The sequence below is a fragment of the Pseudomonas sp. GW101-3H06 genome, from assembly GCF_059424605.1.
The window spans coordinates 1,842,086-1,862,491 of sequence record NZ_JBWKZO010000001.1 but is presented as its reverse complement, the minus strand read 5'-3'; the positions used below and the strand labels follow the sequence as shown (position 1 = coordinate 1,862,491).

Here is a 20,406-nt window from a genome sequence, read left to right as displayed (position 1 = left end):
AATGGTGTTTGGTTGTAACCCATGTGGGAGCGAACCTGATCGCAAAGACGTCGGCACATCCGGCATCAACGTGTCAGACCCACCGCTTTCGCGAGCAGGCTCACTCCCACAAGGGATGGAGGTCAGCGTTGCTTGAGGCGATCGATGACGACAGCCAGCAACAAAATCGAACCCCGAATCACATACTGGTAAAACGTATCGATGTTCTTCAGGTTCATCGCGTTCTCGATGATCGCCAGAATCAACACCCCGGCAATCACGTGCCGGATCATTCCGATCCCGCCGCTGAGCGACACCCCGCCCAACACGCAGGCCGAAATCACCGTCAGCTCGAAACCCTGGCCGATCATGGGTTGACCCGAGGTCATGCGCGACGCCAGGATCACCCCGGCCAGTGCGCCGATCAACCCGTGAACGGCAAAGATGATGATCTTTGTCCGGTCAACGTTGACCCCCGCCAACAACGCCGCTTCCTGGTTGCCGCCGATGGCCATGGTGTTGCGCCCGTAAGTGGTGTAGTTGAGCAACCAGCCGAAGAACAGGAAGCAGACGATGGTGATCAGGATCGGCACCGGCACGCCGAACAACTGGCCATTGCCGAACACGAAGAACGACTCCTGGGACACGCCCACCGCTTTGCCGTTGGCGAAGATGTAAGCCAGGCCACGCACGATCTGCATGGTCGCCAGGGTGGTGATCAATGCGTTGACGCGCAACTTGGCAATCACGATGCCGTTGATCAAACCGACGATCAGCCCCATCACCAGTGCCGCGCTGACACCGAGGAACACGCTATCGGTGTCGCGCATCACCACTGCCGCGACCACGCCGGCGCAGGCAATCACTGAACCCACCGACAAGTCGAAATGCCCGGACGCAAGGCAATACAACATGGTGCACGCGGCAATCCCCGTGGTGGAAATCGCCAGGCCCAGGCCGCGCATGTTCAACGGCGAGAGGAAGTTGTCGATCAGCAAGGTGCAGAGCACGAAGATCCCGACGGCCGCCAGCAGCATCACCCAGTCATCGAGAAAGCGCCTCAGGTCCATGGGTTTGCGTGCAGTCGGCAGGGTTTCGTTTTGGGTTGTCATCATAGTCACCTCTCAGTTCGCCACGCCGTCAGCGCGTTGGCGCGGCAAAGCCAGTTGCAGCAAGTTGGATTCATTGGCCTGTTCGCGGCTCAGTTCGCCGCGCATCGCGCCTTCGCACAGCACCAGGATGCGGTCGGAAATGCCCATCACTTCCATCAGGTCGCTGGACACCACGATCACCGCGATGCCACTGGCGGCCAGGTTGTGGATGATCTGGTAGATCTCGGCCTTGGCGCCGATGTCGATGCCACGGGTCGGCTCGTCGAGCAGCAACACTTTCATCGGCATCGACAGCCAGCGACCGAGAATCGCCTTCTGCTGATTACCACCGGACAGGAACTTGATCTGTTGCCCGGCGTGGGGCGTTTTCACTTTCAATGCCTTGATCTGCTTGTCGGCGTTGTCCTTTTCCCAGATCCCGCGGATCAGGCAGCCGAGGCTGGAGTGGGCACCGCGGGCACTGATGTTGATGTTCTCGGCGACGCTGGCCAGCGGGATAATGCCCTCCTTCTTGCGATCTTCCGGGCATAGCAGAATGCCGGCGGAAATGGCATCGCGAGGCGAGCGCAGTTTCAGTTCACGGCCACGCAACTCAAGGCGGCCGGCGGTGTTGCGTTCCAGACCGCTGAGCAGGCGAAACAGCTCCGTGCGGCCGGCACCGACCAGACCGAACAACCCGAGAATCTCGCCTTTGTGCGCCTCGAAACTCACCGGCTCGCGCAAGCCCGGCCCCAGCAGACCATCGACCCTCAACGCCACCGCGCCTCGCGGACGCGGGCGATAATCGTAAATGTCCTGGATGTCGCGACCGACCATGCACGTGACCAGTTGATCGTGAGTCAGCTCGCTCATGTCTTCGAAGGTGCACACGTATCGGCCGTCCTTGAACACCGTCACCGCGTCGCAGATACGGAACACTTCTTCCATGCGATGGGAGACATACAGCACCACTTTGCCCTCGTCGCGCAGGCGACCGATGATCGCCATCAAACGATCGATCTCCCGCGCCGAGAGGCTGCTTGTCGGTTCGTCGAAGGCAATCACATGGGCGCCACGGGACAAGGCTTTGGCAATCTCCACCAGTTGCCGTTGCCCGAGGGACAGCCGTCCGACTTTCTCCTGCGGATCGATCTCGTCCGCCAGGCCTTTGAGGCAGGCCAATGCTTGCTGACGCAAAGTGCGGCGATTGATCAGGCCGAAACTGGCCGGCAAGTGACCGAGGAACAGGTTTTCCGCCACAGTCATTTCCGGGACCAGGTGCAACTCCTGGTGGATCACGGCTACGCCGCTGCCAATGCTGTCGGCCGTGGACTTGAAGTCCATCGTTTGCTCGCCGATCTGCAACGTGCCGCTGCTCGGAATATAGGCCCCCCCGAGGATTTTCAGCAGCGTTGATTTGCCGGCGCCATTCTCGCCCATCAAGGCATGAACCTGCCCCGGATGGGCGACGAAATTGATATTGTCCAGGGCCTTCACGCCGGGAAAAGTCTTGCCTATCCCGTTGAAGCGCAAGCCGCCGCCTGGAGTCTGTTGCTGTACTTGTGTTTGCGCGTGCATAACCACCTCATCACACAGATCAGGCGGCCCCGTTGCCGAGGTCGCCGATGAAATCAACCGGCCTTCAGTTCCACAGGCCGATCTTTTCCAGTTCCTGCTTGAAGTTGTCGCGGGTGATCAGCGTCACGTCGTCCATGGCGGTGTATTTCGGCGGTTCTTTGCCGGTGGTGACCCACTCGTACATCATGCTGGCGGTGTTGTAGCCCTCGATGTGCGGGCTCGGCAGCATCGAGCCGTAGAAGCCGCTGTCGGGTTTCTTCAGTTCGCCAATGGCGTCGGTACCGTTGATGCCGATACCGATCACGTTCTTCGCCGCGAAACCGGCGCTCTCGGTGGCGCGCACGCCGCCCAGCACGGTGTTGTCGTTCATGCCGCCGATGATCAGGTTCTTCGCCGCACCCGGCAGTTTCACCAGCGCCGAGTTGGTGGCATCCATGCTGCCCGGCACATCGAGGGTTTTCAGGGCCGAGAACAGGATGTGGTCCTTTGGCATGCCGGCGTCTTCCAGCGCCTTGACCGAACCGTCGGTGCGTTTCTTGCCGGTATCGAGTTCGTTGTAGGTGTTGATGACCGCGTAGGTGTCTTTCCATTCCCAGCCGCGTTTTTTCGCTTCGGCGGCCATCGCACTGCCTTGCTTCTGCCCGACTTCGAAGGCGGCCATGCCCAGGTACGGAACGTCCTCCATGAACTTGCCACTGGCGTCGACGAAGCGGTCATCGACAGCAATCACCTTCAAACCGTTGAGCCTGGCCTTGGCCATGATGGCCGGGCCCAAGGATACATCCGGCGGGCAGATCACAAAGCCCTTGGCACCATTGGCCGCCAGGCTGTCGATGGCCGACAGGGTTTTCTCACCGTCCGGCACAGCGATCTTGATCAGGGTGAATCCCTTGTCCTTCCCGGCTTTTTCGGCGAACGCCCATTCGGTCTGGAACCAGGGCTCTTCCGCTTGCTTGACGAGAAAACCGATTTTCACTTCCTCCGCCGCCAGCAGCGTGCTGCTCAGGCTGACCGCGCTGACCGCCAAAGCGGCGCAGCACAGGGAACGGATTGCATGACGACGATTCATAAGCTGACTCCTTGTTATTTTTGTGAGCATTCTTCGAAAGCGTTCTTTGAAGCGGTGAAACCGTACTACCAATAGTCATATCGTATGATGATTGGATTTCAAGCGCAGTTGTGCACCTGACATCCCGCTTATTCAGTCGTGGTACATCACCGAGCGCCCCCCATCGATGGTAATGCACGAAGCATTGATGAACGGCGCCTCATCGCTGGCCAGGAACACCGCGGTCATCGCCACTTCGATCGGCTGGCCGATGCGGCGCGGCGGGTGCAGGTCGAGCGCGCGTTGACGCTCGGCATGGGGGTCGGCAAAACCATTCCAGTAGTCAACATTCAGTTGGGTTTCGATGTAGCCCGGTGCAATGGCGTTGACGCGAATACCCTTGGGCGCATATTCGATGCCCAGTGCACGGGTCAGGCCAAGCAGGCCGTGCTTGGCCACCGGGTACGGGAAGCAGCCGGGAATGATGTGGCTGGAATGGGTGGAAGCTATGTTGATGATGCTGCCGATGCCCTGTTCGATCATCTGCGGCAACACCGCCTTGCAACCGTACCAGGCGCCATCCAGGTCAATGGCGAAGCAACGACGCCAGTCTTCTTCGGTCATTTCCAGCGGGTCCCGGAACACGTTGACCCCGGCGCAGTTGACCAGCACATCAATCCGGCCGTGACGCTCCACCGCCAGTCTGGCCATGACCTGCAGGTCCTGCTGCTGCGATACGTCGGCCTTGATCGCCACGACATCGGCGCCCTTTTCCCGCCAGTGAGCCGCGACTTTTTCGACTTTCTCGGCCTGGATATCGCTGATGACCAGCTTGGCTTGCTGCGAAACAAAAGTCGCGACAATCGCTTCGCCGATCCCCTGGGCAGCGCCGGTCAGCAGTACGACTTTGTTTTTCAGGCGCTCGCCCTTGGGCGGCTCGGGCACCGGTGGCAAGGAAAGAGGTTCAGCCATGGATCAAGACTCCTGTTCGAAAGCACGACGAAAATCGGGCATCTGCGGATGTCCGGTCAAACAGCCTTGGGGAAAAACAGGCAGGCGCGAAAACGTTTCAGCACAGGGCCGTTCTGGAACGCTGGCTCCACCGGGGAGTGCGGGGACATATCGCTGCATCACTTCACCTGTTTTGTTTTTTTAAGTGTGAGTGCGTGTAACTGAGCGTGGAACGATGGTGTCGACTATAAACCCGGCTCGCGAACAATCTCAATATATAATTTATGATCCCATATTTAGGGATTTACCCGGCAAATCGGCTACAGAGTTTTCCGGGCACATCGACGCGAATCGCCAGGACCGCTCCATCCAGCGGACAATCGAGCGGACTGGCAGCGCTGGTGATGTACAGGGTTTTCAAGTCGCGATCGCCGAACACACAACTGGTCGGACGGCTGACGGGCAGCTCGATCACCCGATCGACTTTACCGTCCGGCGTCAGCCTGAGCAGGCAACTGCCGTCCCATCGGGCATTCCAGATAAACCCTTCGGCATCCATCGCCGAACCATCGGGACCGCCACGCCCATGCGGGCCAAACCAGGGCTGAGCGGGCTCTAGACTGCCGTCAGTACGAATGAAATGCCGGTACAGCGTGCCATCAAGGCTGTCGCCGAAAAACACGGACGTCGCGTCGTCGCTCCACAGCAACGTATTGGGAATACCCAGGCCACGGAGCAGCGGTGTCACCCGGGCATCGCGATCAATACGGAACAGCCCGCCGGAACGCCGCTCGATGGGCAGGTCTTCGCCCTGCTCACCGATGTTGTTTTGCATGGTGCCGAGCCAGAGCCGGCCCAGGGCATCGCAACGGGCTTCGTTGGCGCGGTTGCCCGGTTGCGGGTCGGCGACGCATAGCAATGTCAGTCTTGGTTCCAGGCCCGGTGAGTCCAGATCCAGTCGATAGACTCCACTGCTCAATGTCACCAGTGCATCGCCGCTTGCACAGGGAATGAAAGCCGATACGTGCTCCGGCATCTGCCAGATCTGCACGTTGGCACCGATCAACCGCAGCGCTTGCTTGCCGGCGATGTCCACCCAATACAGCGCCTGGGTCGGGGCATCCCAGAAGGGGCCTTCGCCGAGTTGTGCCCGGTGTTCGGTAACCGCGGTCCACGCCATGAAACCTCCTGCATTGTTCTTGTTTTTTGTGGGATCGAGCCTGCTCGCGAAAACGGAATCAGTCGACATCTATGTTTTGAGTGTGCCTGCCCCTTCGCGAGCAGGCTCGCACCCATAAGGCCTCTTCGTTGTCAGCCGGTTTTTTTATCGGCCATGACCTGCGGGTAATAACGTTTGATGGCCAGGTCGGCGTTATCGATCAGGGTCATGCAGGCCCAGACTGCCCGCGCGGTATCCCGGGCGGCAATGGCGTCGGCCATGTCCTTGTGAATGGGCAATGTGCGGCGTAACTCGTCCGGGTCGGCGGCAGACACTTCGAAACACACCGCCAGCAGCGCACCGAGGGCCGGGACCATTTGTTCGATGAATTGATTGTGGCTGGCGGCGAGGATGCACTCGTGGAACAACTGGTCGGCCCGGTTGTAATCGATGCCACTGTCCACCGCCCGCTCCAGGGCGTTGCAGGCCAACAGAATCGCCTCCACTTGCGGGGCCGTCGCGCGCTCGCAGGCCCAGCGCACCGCCATCGGTTCGATGGTGCGGCGCAGATCGAGCAAGTCATCGACGAAGTTTTCCGGCAGACCGCTGCGCGACAGCCAGCCCACGACCTGTGGATCGAACAGATTCCAGCGCCGAACCGGCAACACCCGCGTACCGACCTTCGGCCCGACTTCGAGCAGGCCCTTGGCGACCAGGGTCTTGATGGCCTCGCGGATCACTGTGCGGCTGACACCCAGCTGTTCGCCCAGATCTGCCTCGACCTTGAGGGTTTCCCCCGGCTTGACCTGGCCGGCAGCGATCCAGCAACCCAGCCAATCAACCGTCGACGCGTGAAAACTGCTGGACAATGGACACCTCAAAGTCGATCGCTAGGGATGGCCCACGCTAATCATCATACGATTGGGTGTCAAATTGATTTTTGAGGAACTACAGAAAATCCCCTGTGGGAGCGAGCCTGCTCGCGAAAGCGACTGCACATTCGACATCAATGTGTCAGATACACCGCTTCGCGAGCAGGCTCGCTCCCACAGGGATTGGTGTTACGGCTCAAGACCGATTCGGAAGAACTCGCCTGCGCTCCACACGCCGAGCCAACGCTGCCCATCGATTTCACGACTGACGGCCAGCTCCACCAGCTGATAGAACACATTGCGATGGATCAGCGCTTCGAGATTGCTGCGTATGTGGACGTAGGGAGCCGGCTCCAGTGTGTCAGGATCAATCACCACGCGTATCGGGTGTTCGGCACCCGCTTCGGCAGTCTCATCGACATTGGTGGTGAAGCGCAGGACCTGAGCCTCGCCCTCGCCTTCCACTTCCAGCGCAACGGCCACAAAGGGCGCGTCGTCGACTTTGATGCCGACCTTCTCGACCGGGGTAATCAGGAAATAATCATCGCCGTCGCGGCGAATGATGGTGGAGAACAGTTTGACCATCGGCTTGCGCCCGATGGGCGTGCCGAGGTAATACCAGGTGCCGTCGCGGGCGATACGCATGTCGATATCGCCGCAGAAGTCGGGGTTCCACAGGTGGACCGGCGGCAAGCCTTTGGTTTTGGGGATTTGCCCCAACAGGTCGTTGGCTTTTTGCGGGCCACTCATGGCGATCTCCTTGGATTACAGGTCGCTGAGCCCCAACAGACTGCGAGCATATTGCTCAAGCGGCGGGCCCATCAGGTCTTCTGGCTTTTCGTCGTGGAACGTCAGCAAACCGCCACGACTCTTGATACGTGCAGTATCAATCAAATACTGGGTGCTGGTCTCGATCAACATGATCTGAATCACACCGGTGTCGATGCCAAGACGGTCCACGGCTTCCTGATCCAGCCACTCATCCGAGTTGCCGATGCGGTCATCGGACTTGGCGAATCGGGTGTAAAGCAAGTAATGAGCACCGACGGCACGGGCTTCGCTCATGGCCTGGTCAAGGCCTTCCGGCGTGCGCGCGCGGCGGACCATCGGGAAGTATTCGACAAAACCGTCAAAGGCGACTTCAGCGATCACATTGGGACGCGGGTAAACAGCGCTGCCCGGCGGCACGAAGGCGCCTTGGGCAATGTAGACGAACGAATCGGGCTGAATGCGCAGGTTATTCACGCGGCGGCTGTCGCTGTGATCCAGCAGACCGGCGTCGCTCATATGGTAGCGAGTGCCTTCGGCCATATCGCTGACATTCATGCAGCCACCAAGCGCCAAAACGGCCAGCAGCAAAACCAGGCTACGCATCCTATCCTCCAGAGGCCGGTGACGGAAAACCGGCGAATGGCCGTGGGATGCAGCTTTTGCGCCAGCTTGTGACCAGCAACATGTCATAGACCTCTTCGCGAGCAGGCTCGCTCCCACAAAGATTTGCGCCAACCCTGTGGGAGCGAGCCTGCTCGCGAAGAGGCCCGATCAGCCGCCGATAATCTTCATGACTGTCGCACCGCCGGAAAACGCCACTTCCTGCTTGTCGCCCAAGGCTTTCACCAGCAACCTCTGCAACGCCGGCAATGCCTGATGACGCGGCTTGTCCAACAGGTCGCCGACGTAGTGGCGGTTACTCGACGAGAGACAGCCATGGAGCCATCCCGTAGAAGAAAGACGCAGCCGCGAACAGGTACGACAGAAAGGCACGCTTTCATTTGCGATTACACCAAAATATCCCCGCCCCGGTATTTCATAACGCACCGCCGTCGCGTCCACCGGCGCATCAGCCTGCAGATACTCATAGCGTTCGCCGATCAGGCCGAGTAATTGCTGAAGGCTGACGAACTGCTGCAGGAAGGCGTTTGAGTCGCTGGCCAAGTGGCCCATGCGCATCAGCTCGATAAAGCGCAGCTCATAGCCGCGTTCCAGGCAGTAATCGAGCAATGGCATCACCTGATCGAGGTTCTGACCGCGCAGCGGCACCATATTGACCTTGATCTTCATGCCGGCCGCGCGGGCCTGCTCCATGCCGTTGAGCACCGTTGCCAGATCGCCACCACGGGCAATGCCGCGAAATGCGCTGGCATCCAGGGTATCGAGGGAAACGTTGATGCGCCGAATGCCGGCGTCCACCAGCAACGGCAGTTTCTTCGCCAGCAATTGACCGTTGGTGGTCAGGCTGATGTCTTGCAAACCCATCCGCCCAACCGCTGTCATGAAGGTTTCAAGTTTAGGACTGACCAGCGGCTCACCACCGGTGATGCGCAGGCGCTCGATGCCCGCCGCCTCGATCAGATAGGCCACACCGCGTGCCATGGCCTCGGCCGACAGCTCATCCTGCGCAGCCACCAGCCGCTTGCCGTTGGGCACGCAATACGTACAGGCATAGTTGCAGGCGGAGGTCAGACTGACTCGCAAATTGCGAAAACGCCTGCCTTGACGGTCAACGATCATGATCACTCCGGCGAAAGAATATTCGGATCACTAAAACTTGACTCACAAATCAAGTTTTAGCAAGTCCCATGCCTGAGTATATTCCTGCGGTACTGCGCCAAGTAGCTAAATAATGGCGCAATCAGGTTGCTGAATGGTTTAGCTGCTCGGGGTGTCGGTGTCGCGCTTGCGCTTGTTGCCCATGCGCACACCGATGTCCATCAGGAACTGGAAGAAACCTTCCTGATCTTCCAGCACATTGCTCCAGAACGGCGAGTGATACAGCGCCACGGCACCGTGCACCAGCGCCCAGGACGCGCAGTAATGGAAGTAAGGCGGCACGTCTTCGAGCTTGCCTTCGCTGATCCGGCCCTTGATCAGCAGGGTCAGGCGCTCGAAGTTAGAAGCACGGATCTTGTGCAGCTCCTCGATCATCTCCGGTACCTGATTGCCCTTGACCACCTTTTCTTCCAGGCGGTCGAACAAGCGATAACGCTGTGGATCGCGCATGCGGAATTCGAAATAGGCGCGGGACAGGGCTTCCTTGTCCTTGTCGACGTCGGCGGAGTGCAACAACTCGTTCAAATCGCGCTCGTAATCGAGCATCAGGCGCAGGTAGATCTCGGCCTTGGATTTGAAGTGCTTGTAGATCGTGCCTTTGCCGATACCGACTGCATCAGCAATCATCTCGACGGTGACACTGTCTTCACCTTGTTCGAGGAACAGCTTGAGCGCGGTATCGAGAATTTCTTGCTCGCGGCGACGAAACTCACGGACCTTACGAGGTTCTTTATGCATAAGAAAAGGTCTGTAGGGGTCAAAATTCGAAGCCGCGTATTATGCCTAAATTACGCAAAAATGCACGGATCATCCGACCATATCTATGTTTCTTGAGTATTTCCTGCAGGGTGGCCTATTGATGAGAACTCTTCTGAAGCGCACGTATTCCAAATTTGTTTAAAAACCTTGGCCGACAAACTGGACTCGGCGAAATACTGATCAATACTTGAACTGTCGGCGAGGCATCTCCCCCAAGTGTCGCGCCGATATTGGTACCAATGGACCGCGTACCATTGTTTTACTCCTAATGGTCTTAACCCGGATTCACCCCCCAGAACCCGGGTTTTTTTTGCCTGCGATTTAACCTTTCACATGCGCCATCGGAAACAGGCGCTTGAAGTTTTCCGTCGTCTGCTCGGCAAATCGCTCGAAAGGCTCACCACGCAACATTGCCAGAAATTCCGCTACCTCACGTACGTATTGCGGCAGGTTCGGCTTGCCACGATAGGGGATTGGGGCCAGGTACGGCGAGTCGGTTTCCACCAGCAACCGGTCGGCCGGCACCTTGCTCGCCACATCACGCAATGCATCGGCATTGCGGAACGTGACAATCCCGGACAGAGAAATGTAATAACCCATGTCCAGCGCGGCCTTCGCCATGTCCCAGTCCTCGGTGAAGCAATGCAGCACGCCCGCCTGGGGCAACGCCGCTTCACGCAGCAGGTTCAAGGTATCGGCGCGGGCGCCACGGGTATGGATGATCACCGGCTTGCCCGTCTGCCGCGCGGCTTGCAGATGCAATCTGAAAGACGCTTGCTGCAATTCCGCCGCTTCCGGCTCGTAGTGGTAATCCAGGCCGGTTTCACCGATGGCCACCACCCGTGGGTGATTGAGTTCATGCAGCAGCCAGTCCAGCGCAGGTGCCGCCCCCGGTTGTACATCCAGAGGATGCACGCCGACCGAACAGTCGACATCCTCATAGCGCTCGGCCAGGGCTTTGACGTCAGCGGCGTTGTCGGCGCTGACACCGATGCACAGAAAGTGCCCTACCCCACGCTGGCGCGCCGCATCAAGAGCGGCGTCCAGGGAGCCTTCATGGGCGGCGAGGTCGAGGCGATCAAGGTGGCAATGGGAATCTACGAGCATAAAGGGCTGCAACTTACATCGTATGAGTGGGACGGTCGGACTTCGGGGCTCCGGCCAGATAGGTTTCGATTCGACTGCGCACGGGGACAACATGCCGTTGCGCGGCGCGAGGCTGACAGACTCATTCTGCTGACCTCCACTGCTGATACTCAGAGTCTAGGCCCGGACTGTCATCTCTGGGTAGGCAGGGAGGCCCATTGCACCAGCAGCGCCTCCAGTAGCAACACCCGATTGAGGTTGGCCTTGCTCAGCACCTTCTGGCGCTGGGCGAGGATCCAGTCCTGGATATTCAGGACTTTGTCCTGTCCGGTTTTCTGCGCCAGGTACTGAATGACTTTGCGCATGTCCGTCAACCCGAGCCCTTCTTCATCCTGAGTCAGCTGGTAGCGAAGGATCAGGCTCGACCAATCGCAGAACCAGTCGAACAGCAGCAACAACGGAATCGCGTTCCAGCCTTCAGCCAGTTGCGTCGGCGATTGCTGCTGCTTGAGCAACTTTTTCACCCCATCGACCACTTGCGCGCGTTGTTCGCGTACGCCCTGGGCGTGCAGGTTGACGGCGGCCAAAGGCGAACCGGCGGCCAGGGTCAGCAATTCGATGCGCTCTTCTTCCGAACAGTCCGGCAATGCCCTGGCCAGCCACGCCAGACTCATGGCCTCGCTCGGCAGCGGACAAGCCTGCTGTACGCAGCGGCTCTTGATGGTAGGCAAGAGACGACTGGGCTGGTGGCTGACCAGCAGCAATACCGTATCGCCGGACGGCTCTTCAAGACTTTTGAGCAAGGCGTTGGCGGCATTGATGTTCATCGACTCGACTGGCTCGATCAGTACCACTTTGCGACCGCCCAGTTGTGCGGTTTGAACCACGAAGCTGACCAGATCGCGGACCTGATCGACCTTGATCGCCTTGTCGGCCTCTTCCGGTTCGAGAATGTAGTTATCGGGATGACTGCCGGCCTTGAGCAACAAACAGGATTTGCATTCGCCACAGGCATCTTGCGACGTTGGGCGCTGGCACAGCAGGCTGGCCATCAAACGCTCGGCCAGCGCACGCTTGCCGATCCCGGCCGGGCCATGCAGCAAATAGGCGTGAGCATGCTGTGTACGGCCTGCCAGTTGCTGCCAGAGGCTGTCCTGCCAGGGGTAGGCTTCAGCCACGGGTCAGCTCCAGCAGACGCGGCAACAAGCCATCCAGGGAGTGCTGAACCTGCGCCAGCGGTTGCGCAGCATCGATCAGCACGTATCGAGCCGGCTCCGCGGCCGCGCGCTTGAGGAAGGCACTGCGTACCGCATCGAAGAAGGTCCTGCCTTCAAGTTCGAAGCGATCCAGGCGACCACGGGCACTGGCGCGAGCCAGGCCCACCTCAACCGGCAAGTCGAATATCAGCGTCAGGTCGGGACGCAAATCGCCCTGCACAAAGGTTTCCAGCGTGGCGATACGCTCCAGCGACAATCCGCGACCGCCGCCCTGGTAGGCGTAGGTCGAATCGGTAAAACGATCGCACAACACCACGGCACCACGGGCCAACGCCGGGCGAATCACTTCGGCCAGGTGCTGGGCGCGCGCAGCGAACACCAGCAGCAACTCAGTGTCCGGATTCATCACTTCGTCGACCGGCGCCAGCAACACTTCGCGAATGCGCTCGGCCAGAGGCGTACCACCGGGCTCACGGGTCAGTACCACCTCGATACCTGCGGCGCTCAGGCGCTCGGCGAGGTATTCGCGATTGGTACTCTTGCCCGCGCCTTCGGGGCCTTCCAGAGTAATAAACAAGCCAGTCACAGGCAGTCCTTAGTCAGAGTCATTGCGGGCTTTGCGGTGCGTTTGCTTCCGGCTCGGGGGCGGAAGCAGGTTCAGGTTCAGATTCTTGCGGCTGTACTGGCGCCAGAACCTCGGGCGCGGTATTGGGCGAAGCGGCCGGGATCGGCGCCTGGTCCTGTTCAGCCTGAGATTCGGAAGCGGGTGTGTCCGGGGCTCGAGATGTCGGCGCCTGCGCTTCCACAGGCGGGGATTCCTCTACCGGAGTTTGCGTTGTCTCGGACGCACCGACCGGCGCCGGGCTGGAGCGATAATCGGCGCGGCGCTTGAGTTGGAACTCTCGCACGGCGTTGTTATGAGCGTCCAGGTCATCGGAGAACACATGACTGCCATCACCACGCGCCACGAAATAGAGGCTGTTGCCCGCCACCGGATTCAGCGCCGCGTGAATCGCTTCGCGGCCGACCATCGCAATCGGCGTCGGCGGAAGCCCCGCAATCACATAGGTGTTGTAAGGCGTCGGTTCCTTGAGATGGGCGCGGGTCAATTTGCCGCTGTATCGATCACCGAGGCCATAGATCACTGTCGGATCGGTTTGCAACAGCATGCCGATCGCCATGCGCCGCACGAACACGCCGGCAATTTGCCCGCGCTCCTGTGGCACGCCGGTTTCCTTTTCCACCAGCGAGGCCATGATCAGCGCCTGGTAGGGCTCGGTGTACGGCACGTCGGCCGAGCGCTGGTTCCATTCCTTGGCCAGCACCTCGTCGAGGCGATCGTAGGCCGTTTTCAGCAACTCGGCGTCGGTCATGCCACGCACGAAACGATAGGTGTCGGGGAAGAAACGCCCCTCAGGGAAAATCCCGGCATGGCCGAGCTTGTCCATGACCTGGGTGTCGCTCAAACCCTTCAGGGTATGTTCGAGCTTCTCCTCTTTGGCCAGGGCCGCACGGACTTGATGAAAGGTCCAGCCTTCGACAAGGGTCACACTGTACTGCACCATTTCCCCACGCTTCCACAGGTCGATCAGACCTTCGACGGTCATGCCGGGAAGCATGCGGTATTCGCCGCTGTGCAGGGGCTGTTTAGGCAGGTTGAAGCGCCAGTAAACCCGCAGCCAGAAAGCATCCTTGATGAGGCCATCGGCTTCGAGTCGCAGGAAGGTGCGGTTGGGCGTGGTGCCTTTGGGCACCTCCAGCAGTTCTTCCTGAGCAATGTTCAGCGGCTGCACCAGCGCCGAATGAATTTTCCAGGCGCAAGTGCCCAACATCAGCCCCGCCAGAACCAGTCCGGTTTCCAGCAGCAGCAAGAATTTACGTCTCACGTATCAAGCATCCAGTAGCGCACAGGCAATGGTTTGGAGTTTACGGGTGAGCGGCCCAACCGGCCAGCTCAGTGCGGCATAGGCATGCACCGGCCAAACGCCATACACGCTGTTGCAGACAAAGACTTCGTCAGCCCATTGCAGCTGTTCAAGCGTGATATCAGTGATTTGCGTGGCAATACCCAGTGACTCGGCTTGAAACAATAATTCGGCACGCATCACACCCGCCACGCCACAGCGCTTGAGGTCTGCCGTGACGAGCACGCCATCGCGCACCAGGAACAGATTGCTGAATACACCCTCGATCACCCGACCGGCCTGATCGAGCATCAAGCCTTCGGCATGTTCGGTGTCTTGCCACTCGGAGCGGGCGATGACCTGCTCCAGCCGATTCAAATGCTTGAGACCTGCAAGCAGCGGCTGTTTGGACAACCGAGTCGTGCATGGAAACAGGCGAATGCCTTGCTCCGCATGAATCGCGGGATAAGCAGCGGGTGGATTGCCTTGCAGGATACGCCGGGCCTGAGCCGATGGATCAGGGGCATAACCTCGCAGACCGTCGCCGCGAGTAAGGATGAGCTTGAGCACCCCTTCACCCAGGGCGCCAGCGTAGGCCACCAGCTCGTTGCGGATCAGCCCGGGATCGGTAGCGATGGCCAGGCGCGAACAACCTTCTGCCAGACGCGACAGATGCCGGTCCAGCAACAGCGGTTTCCCACCGCGCACGGCAATGGTCTCGAACAGACCATCGCCGTAAGCCAGGCCGCGATCCTTCAGCGACAAAGCGTCAGCCGGCTGACCGTCGACCCAGCTGTCCATCAGCCTGCAAACCGGCGGAACACCAGCGAACCGTTGGTACCGCCAAAACCGAAGGAGTTGGACAGGACCACATCGATATCCATATTGCGCGCGGTGTGCGGCACGAAATCGAGATCACAGCCTTCGCCCGGCTCATCAAGGTTGATAGTCGGTGGCGCGACCTGACTGTTGATCGCCAGCACGCTGAAGATTGCCTCGACCGCACCCGCCGCACCCAGCAGGTGACCGGTCATCGACTTCGTCGAACTGACCGCCAGCTTGTAAGCGTGATCGCCAAACACCGATTTGATCGCATTGGCTTCGGCGAGGTCGCCCGCAGGAGTCGAAGTACCGTGGGCGTTGATGTACTGCACTTGATCGCCATTGACCTTGGCATCGCGCAAGGCATTGGTGATGCAACGCGCAGCACCTGCGCCATCGGCAGGCGGCGAAGTCATGTGATACGCGTCGCCACTGGTACCGAAACCGATCAATTCGGCATAGATGGTCGCGCCACGGGCCTTGGCGTGTTCAAGTTCCTCCAGAACCAGGGCACCTGCGCCATCAGACAGTACAAAACCATCACGGCCTTGGTCCCATGGACGGCTGGCACGGGTCGGCTCGTCGTTGCGCGTCGACAGTGCGCGGGAGGCACCGAAGCCGCCCATGCCCAGGCCGCAGGCCGCCATCTCGGCACCGCCGGCAATCATGACGTCGGCTTCATCGTACATAATGTTGCGGGCCGCCATGCCGATGCAGTGTGTACCGGTGGTGCATGCCGTGGCGATGGCGTAGTTAGGCCCCTGTGCACCCAAGTGGATGGACAGGAAACCGGAAATCATATTGATGATCGAGCCAGGCACGAAAAACGGAGATATCCGTCGCGGGCCAGTCTCATGCAACGTGCGGCTGGTTTCTTCGATATTGGTCAGACCGCCAATACCCGAGCCCATGGCGACGCCTATGCGCTCACGGTTGGCGTCGGTAACTTCCAGACCGGCGTTGCGTACCGCCTGAAAACCTGCGGCCAGACCGTACTGAATGAACAGGTCGAGCTTGCGAGCTTCCTTGACCGACAGGTATTCCTCGACATTGAAGCCCTTTACCGAGCCGCCAAAACGGGTGGAATAGGCAGAAAGGTCGGTGTGTTCGATCAGACCAATGCCACTGCGGCCAGCCAGAATGCCCTGCCAGCTGCTCGGCACATCCGTGCCCAGTGGCGACAACATACCCATACCGGTGACTACGACGCGTCTACGCGACACAGCACTCTCCTTTTTTCAAATGACGACTTTGCATCAGGCCTAAAGAAAAAACCGCACGCCATGTGGCAGTGCGGTTTTTCCATGACAGCGAGCAACGATTACAAACTATTACGCCTGGTGGGCAGTAACGTAATCGATAGCAGCTTGTACAGTAGTGATCTTCTCAGCTTCTTCGTCAGGGATTTCGGTCTCGAATTCCTCTTCCAGAGCCATCACCAGCTCAACGGTGTCAAGGGAGTCAGCACCCAGGTCTTCAACGAAGGAAGCAGTGTTGACCACTTCTTCTTCTTTAACGCCCAGTTGCTCGGCAACGATTTTCTTGACGCGCTCTTCGATGGTGCTCATACCTTGTTTTCACTCCTAATGGACAAATTCAGGCAGCTGGCCAGTGGGTAAGTGTATAGAAAGACTTTTCAGCTTTTCAACTGAAAGCTTCACTCCTCAAACCCGGTGACCCTCTGCCTATAAATAGATTGCAGCTTTATAACGGATTTTAGACAGCTCGTATGACATTTTTTTGAAGCAATCCGTCACATTTAACTTACATGTACATCCCGCCGTTCACCGGGATTGTAGCCCCGGTCACGTAGGCTGCACCGTCGGATGCAAGAAAAGCGACCACGGACGCGATCTCTTGAGCTTGCCCCAGACGACCCAGCGGAATCTGCGTCTGCAAGGCTTCACGCTGCGCTTCCGGCAATTCGCGAGTCATATCGGTGTCGATGAACCCTGGGGTTACCGAGTTGACCGTAATCGAACGCGAACCGACTTCACGCGCCAGCGCACGGCTGAAACCTTCCAGACCGGCCTTGGCGGCGGCATAGTTTACTTGGCCAGCGTTGCCCATGGCACCCACAACCGAACCAATACTGATAATTCGTCCCCAACGGGCTTTGGTCATGCCGCGCAAAACGCCCTTGGACAGGCGATACAGACTGTTCAAGTTGGTATCGACGACGTCATACCATTCGTCGTCTTTCATGCGCATCATCAGGTTATCGCGGGTGATGCCGGCATTGTTCACCAGAATTGCCGGTGCACCGAACTGCGCCTGAATGTTTGCCAACACAGCCGATACGGACTCGTCGCTGGTGACATTGAGCTCCAGGCCAGTGCCTTGAATGCCGTGTTCCTTGAGGGTGGCGGCAATGCGCTCAGCCCCCGAGGCGGAGGTCGCAGTGCCAACAACGATGGCGCCCTGACGACCCAGTTCCAGGGCGATAGCCTGGCCGATACCGCGGCTTGCGCCGGTGACCAGTGCAACTTTACCTTGCAGACTCATGCAAGTTTCTCCTGATTCAGGCCAGCGCTGCGCGGGCGGCAGCGAAAGCGTCTGGGGTATTGAGGTTGGAAGTCGATACGCCATCGGCGCAACGTTTGTTCAGACCGGCCAGCACTTTACCCGGGCCGCACTCGACCAGATTGGTCGCGCCCTTGGCTGCCAGCGCCTGGACCGACTCGACCCAGCGTACAGGCTTGTAAAGCTGTTCAAGCAGGTCGCGCTTGAGGATTTCCAGATCGACTGGCACATCGGCACTGACGTTCTGTACCACAGGAATCTGTGGTGCCTGCCAGTCGATCGCAGCGATCGATTCAGCGAAACGCTCGGCGGCCGGACGCATCAGCTCGCAATGAGACGGCACGCTGACCGGAAGCGGCATGGCGCGCTTGGCACCACGAGCCTTGCAGCCTTCGATGGCACGCTCGACCGCAGCCTTGGCACCGGCAATAACCACCTGACCCGGAGAGTTGAAGTTGACGGCACTGACCACTTCGCCTTGCGCCGCTTCGGCACAGGCCGCCAGAACATCAGCATCGTCCAGACCGAGGATGGCGGCCATGCCACCCTGCCCGGCCGGTACGGCTTCCTGCATCAGCTGACCACGGCGCTCGACCAGTTTCACCGCATCGCCCAGGCTCAGACTGCCTGCCGCGACCAGCGCGCTGTATTCACCCAGGCTGTGACCGGCTACATAAGCCGGGCGCGCGCCACCTTCCGCCAGCCACAGGCGCCACAAGGCGATCGAGGCGGTCAGAATGGCCGGCTGGGTTTTATCGGTTTGATTGAGTTGCTCTTCCGGCCCTTGCTGGGTCAGTGCCCACAGGTCGTAACCCAAAGCATCGGAAGCTTCTTTGAATGTTTCGAGGACAACCGGATGTTGCGCGCCCAACTCGGCCAGCATGCCGAGGGACTGCGAACCTTGTCCCGGAAAGACGAATGCGAGGGAAGCAGACATGTAACAAGCCCCTAATGATCTTGTCGTCGGAGAGTTGACGCCCCGCTCTGGGGACGCAAGAAACTGACAGTTGGATGGCCAATTAAACTGAGCGGTCACATTTAAGCATTGTCCGACGAAAACGCCTAAAGCAACAAATCCTCCAGACGACCGTGAATGCGTTCCGGCAGGTTTTCCTGTATCTCGATCAAGGCACGGGAAATTGCACTCTGAAACCCCAGCACCCCGGCAGAACCGTGGCTTTTTACCACAATGCCCTGCAAACCGAGGAAACTGGCACCGTTATGCCGCGCAGGCGCCAGATCGGCTTGCAGTCGTTTCATCAGCGGCAGGGCTAACGCACCGACCATGCGAGACGGCAGGCTTTTCTTGAATAGCGCTTCGATACGCCCGGCAATCATGGTCGCCAACCCTTCGCTGGATTTGAGCAGGATGTTGCCGACAAACCCGTCACACACCACCACATCCGCCTCACCACGATACAAGCCGTCACCTTCGACGAAACCGATGTAGTTGATACCACGAGCGCGTTGCAGCAAGGTTGCAGCGAGCTTCACTTGCTGATTGCCCTTGATGTCTTCGGTACCAATATTCAGCAACGCCACGCGCGGACGCACGATACCCAGGGTTTCTGCGGCAACCGAGCCCATCACCGCAAACTGCAACAGATGCTCGGCACTGCAATCGACATTGGCGCCCAGATCGAGTAACTGGCAATAACCCTTCTGCGTCGGGATCGCTGCGACCATGGCCGGCCGGTCGATCCCCGGCAAGGTCTTGAGTACGAATCGAGACAACGCCATCAGCGCCCCGGTATTGCCGGCACTGACACAAGCCTGGACCTTGCCGTCGCGCAACAGCTCAAGCGCCACACGCATCGAAGAGTCGGGTTTACCGCGAAGGGCCTGAGCAGGTTTTTCATCCATGGTGATGACTTCGGACGCCGGTGCAATCGACAGGCGCGAGCGATCCACAGCCGATTGGCCAGCGATCAATTCTTCAAGGAGGGAGGGTTGACCGACAAGGGTCAGGTGCAGCGAGGATGTAGCAGACAGGCAAGCAAGGCTGGCCTGAACAATGCTGCGGGGACCGAAGTCCCCGCCCATTGCGTCAATCGCGATGACTTGAGCGGACAAGTGATTACTCGTCAGCGCCCTTGTCGATCACTTTACGGCCACGGTATACACCTTCTGGCGATACGTGGTGACGCAGGTGAACTTCACCGGTGGTTTTTTCTACAGACAGGGTGCTAGCCTCGAGAGCGTCGTGCGAACGGCGCATGTCACGGGCAGAGCGGGATTTTTTGTTCTGCTGAACAGCCATAATTGATTAACTCCTAAACGTTTGGGTCACGCTTTAACTGCGCCAATACACTGAACGGGTTGGACCGCGTTACCTCGTCCTCGCTCGGTTCGGGCTCATCTGCTCCCGCCGGCTGCTGGCATTCTTCCGGATGATGAGCAGGCACAATGGGCAAGGCGAGCAGAAGCTCCTCCTCGATCAGTGACTGCAGATCCAATGGATCTTCGCCCAGTTCCAGCACGTCATAACCTTTCGGCAACGACTGGGTATTCGCACCCTCCTTCACCACAGCATAACTGCATTCGCTATGGATCGGCAGGGTGACCAGCTCAAGACAACGCTGGCAAACCATTTTGACTTCAGTGTCGATAAAGCTGTGGATGACCACAGATTTACGTTCATCTCGTTCAAAAACGAATTTAGCCTGCACCGTACCGACATTGTCGGAAAGCGGGTCGCAGAGTCTCTCCAAATCGGCCAGCAGCATTTCACCTTGAAGGGTGGTGCCACGATCAGCCAATTTGCGCGGGTCAACGTGAGGTGGAATCGGGTCATTCAACATAGGCGCAGCATTATAGGGATGCACCCGCCCATGTCAAAGGAAATTCAGCCCTGTCCGTCACTTGCA

Annotated in this window: 22 protein-coding genes; all 22 read right to left on the bottom strand. The window is 59.0% G+C overall.

Annotated elements, in window-relative coordinates; translation table 11 throughout:
- Positions 1-122: 122 nt before the first annotated feature.
- The 22 genes from araH to AC07ZE_RS08435 all read right to left on the bottom strand — a co-directional run bounded on the left by araH (position 123) and on the right by AC07ZE_RS08435 (position 20,340).
- Positions 123-1,091 (bottom strand): L-arabinose ABC transporter permease AraH, encoded by a 969-nt coding sequence (araH, locus tag AC07ZE_RS08540; protein ID WP_207263329.1) that lies wholly within the window; start codon positions 1,089-1,091, stop codon positions 123-125.
- A 12-nt stretch (positions 1,092-1,103) separates the two neighbouring features.
- Complete coding sequence (gene araG / locus AC07ZE_RS08535; RefSeq protein WP_207263327.1) at positions 1,104-2,648, bottom strand: L-arabinose ABC transporter ATP-binding protein AraG; 1,545 nt, start codon at positions 2,646-2,648, stop codon at positions 1,104-1,106.
- A gap of 64 nt (positions 2,649-2,712) precedes the next feature.
- Positions 2,713-3,717 carry a substrate-binding domain-containing protein gene (locus AC07ZE_RS08530; RefSeq protein WP_207263325.1) on the bottom strand — a complete coding sequence of 335 codons (1,005 nt, stop codon included), beginning with the start codon at positions 3,715-3,717 and terminating at the stop codon, positions 2,713-2,715.
- Between the two features lie 132 nt (positions 3,718-3,849).
- Positions 3,850-4,668 carry an SDR family oxidoreductase gene (locus AC07ZE_RS08525; protein ID WP_207263323.1) on the bottom strand — a complete coding sequence of 273 codons (819 nt, stop codon included), beginning with the start codon at positions 4,666-4,668 and terminating at the stop codon, positions 3,850-3,852.
- A 283-nt stretch (positions 4,669-4,951) separates the two neighbouring features.
- The gene (locus AC07ZE_RS08520) at positions 4,952-5,827 is read right to left on the bottom strand and encodes an SMP-30/gluconolactonase/LRE family protein (protein WP_207263320.1); all 876 of its coding nucleotides are present in this window, start codon (positions 5,825-5,827) and stop codon (positions 4,952-4,954) included.
- Positions 5,828-5,958: 131 nt separating this feature from the next.
- Positions 5,959-6,675, bottom strand: a complete 717-nt coding sequence (locus AC07ZE_RS08515) for a FadR/GntR family transcriptional regulator (RefSeq protein WP_207263318.1) — start codon at positions 6,673-6,675, stop codon at positions 5,959-5,961.
- Positions 6,676-6,867: 192 nt separating this feature from the next.
- Positions 6,868-7,428, bottom strand: a complete 561-nt coding sequence (locus AC07ZE_RS08510) for a DUF1285 domain-containing protein (RefSeq protein ID WP_207263316.1) — start codon at positions 7,426-7,428, stop codon at positions 6,868-6,870.
- Positions 7,429-7,443: 15 nt separating this feature from the next.
- Positions 7,444-8,052, bottom strand: coding sequence for a DUF4823 domain-containing protein (locus AC07ZE_RS08505; protein ID WP_207263307.1), 609 nt, complete (start codon positions 8,050-8,052; stop codon positions 7,444-7,446).
- Between the two features lie 168 nt (positions 8,053-8,220).
- Positions 8,221-9,189: a GTP 3',8-cyclase MoaA gene (locus AC07ZE_RS08500; protein ID WP_207263305.1), complete on the bottom strand. Its 969-nt coding sequence runs from the start codon at positions 9,187-9,189 to the stop codon at positions 8,221-8,223.
- A 138-nt stretch (positions 9,190-9,327) separates the two neighbouring features.
- Positions 9,328-9,966, bottom strand: a complete 639-nt coding sequence (locus AC07ZE_RS08495; protein WP_034149949.1) for a TetR/AcrR family transcriptional regulator — start codon at positions 9,964-9,966, stop codon at positions 9,328-9,330.
- 342 nt (positions 9,967-10,308) lie between these two features.
- Positions 10,309-11,094, bottom strand: a complete 786-nt coding sequence (locus AC07ZE_RS08490; RefSeq protein ID WP_207263295.1) for a TatD family hydrolase — start codon at positions 11,092-11,094, stop codon at positions 10,309-10,311.
- A 170-nt stretch (positions 11,095-11,264) separates the two neighbouring features.
- On the bottom strand, positions 11,265-12,251 hold the full coding sequence (locus tag AC07ZE_RS08485) for a DNA polymerase III subunit delta' (RefSeq protein WP_207263292.1): 987 nt from the start codon (positions 12,249-12,251) through the stop codon (positions 11,265-11,267).
- Positions 12,244-12,876 carry a dTMP kinase gene (gene tmk / locus AC07ZE_RS08480; protein ID WP_207263290.1) on the bottom strand — a complete coding sequence of 211 codons (633 nt, stop codon included), beginning with the start codon at positions 12,874-12,876 and terminating at the stop codon, positions 12,244-12,246. The genes AC07ZE_RS08485 and tmk overlap by 8 nt, the downstream gene beginning before the upstream one ends.
- Before the next feature lie 19 nt (positions 12,877-12,895).
- Positions 12,896-14,176 (bottom strand): endolytic transglycosylase MltG, encoded by a 1,281-nt coding sequence (gene mltG / locus AC07ZE_RS08475; protein WP_207263288.1) that lies wholly within the window; start codon positions 14,174-14,176, stop codon positions 12,896-12,898.
- Between the two features lie 3 nt (positions 14,177-14,179).
- Positions 14,180-14,995, bottom strand: coding sequence for an aminodeoxychorismate lyase (gene pabC / locus AC07ZE_RS08470; protein ID WP_207263278.1), 816 nt, complete (start codon positions 14,993-14,995; stop codon positions 14,180-14,182).
- The gene (fabF, locus tag AC07ZE_RS08465; RefSeq protein ID WP_207263268.1) at positions 14,995-16,239 is read right to left on the bottom strand and encodes a beta-ketoacyl-ACP synthase II; all 1,245 of its coding nucleotides are present in this window, start codon (positions 16,237-16,239) and stop codon (positions 14,995-14,997) included. The genes pabC and fabF overlap by 1 nt, the downstream gene beginning before the upstream one ends.
- A gap of 108 nt (positions 16,240-16,347) precedes the next feature.
- Positions 16,348-16,584: an acyl carrier protein gene (gene acpP / locus AC07ZE_RS08460; protein WP_007987170.1), complete on the bottom strand. Its 237-nt coding sequence runs from the start codon at positions 16,582-16,584 to the stop codon at positions 16,348-16,350.
- 196 nt (positions 16,585-16,780) lie between these two features.
- Positions 16,781-17,521 carry a 3-oxoacyl-ACP reductase FabG gene (fabG, locus tag AC07ZE_RS08455; RefSeq protein ID WP_207263260.1) on the bottom strand — a complete coding sequence of 247 codons (741 nt, stop codon included), beginning with the start codon at positions 17,519-17,521 and terminating at the stop codon, positions 16,781-16,783.
- A 16-nt stretch (positions 17,522-17,537) separates the two neighbouring features.
- On the bottom strand, positions 17,538-18,476 hold the full coding sequence (gene fabD, locus AC07ZE_RS08450) for an ACP S-malonyltransferase (RefSeq protein WP_207263257.1): 939 nt from the start codon (positions 18,474-18,476) through the stop codon (positions 17,538-17,540).
- Positions 18,477-18,601: 125 nt separating this feature from the next.
- Entirely contained in the window at positions 18,602-19,612 is a 1,011-nt protein-coding gene (gene plsX, locus AC07ZE_RS08445) for a phosphate acyltransferase PlsX (protein ID WP_207263248.1), read from the bottom strand.
- A 4-nt stretch (positions 19,613-19,616) separates the two neighbouring features.
- Positions 19,617-19,799 carry a 50S ribosomal protein L32 gene (rpmF, locus tag AC07ZE_RS08440; RefSeq protein ID WP_003179396.1) on the bottom strand — a complete coding sequence of 61 codons (183 nt, stop codon included), beginning with the start codon at positions 19,797-19,799 and terminating at the stop codon, positions 19,617-19,619.
- Positions 19,800-19,812: 13 nt separating this feature from the next.
- Positions 19,813-20,340, bottom strand: a complete 528-nt coding sequence (locus AC07ZE_RS08435) for a YceD family protein (RefSeq protein ID WP_007942001.1) — start codon at positions 20,338-20,340, stop codon at positions 19,813-19,815.
- Positions 20,341-20,406: the final 66 nt, after the last annotated feature.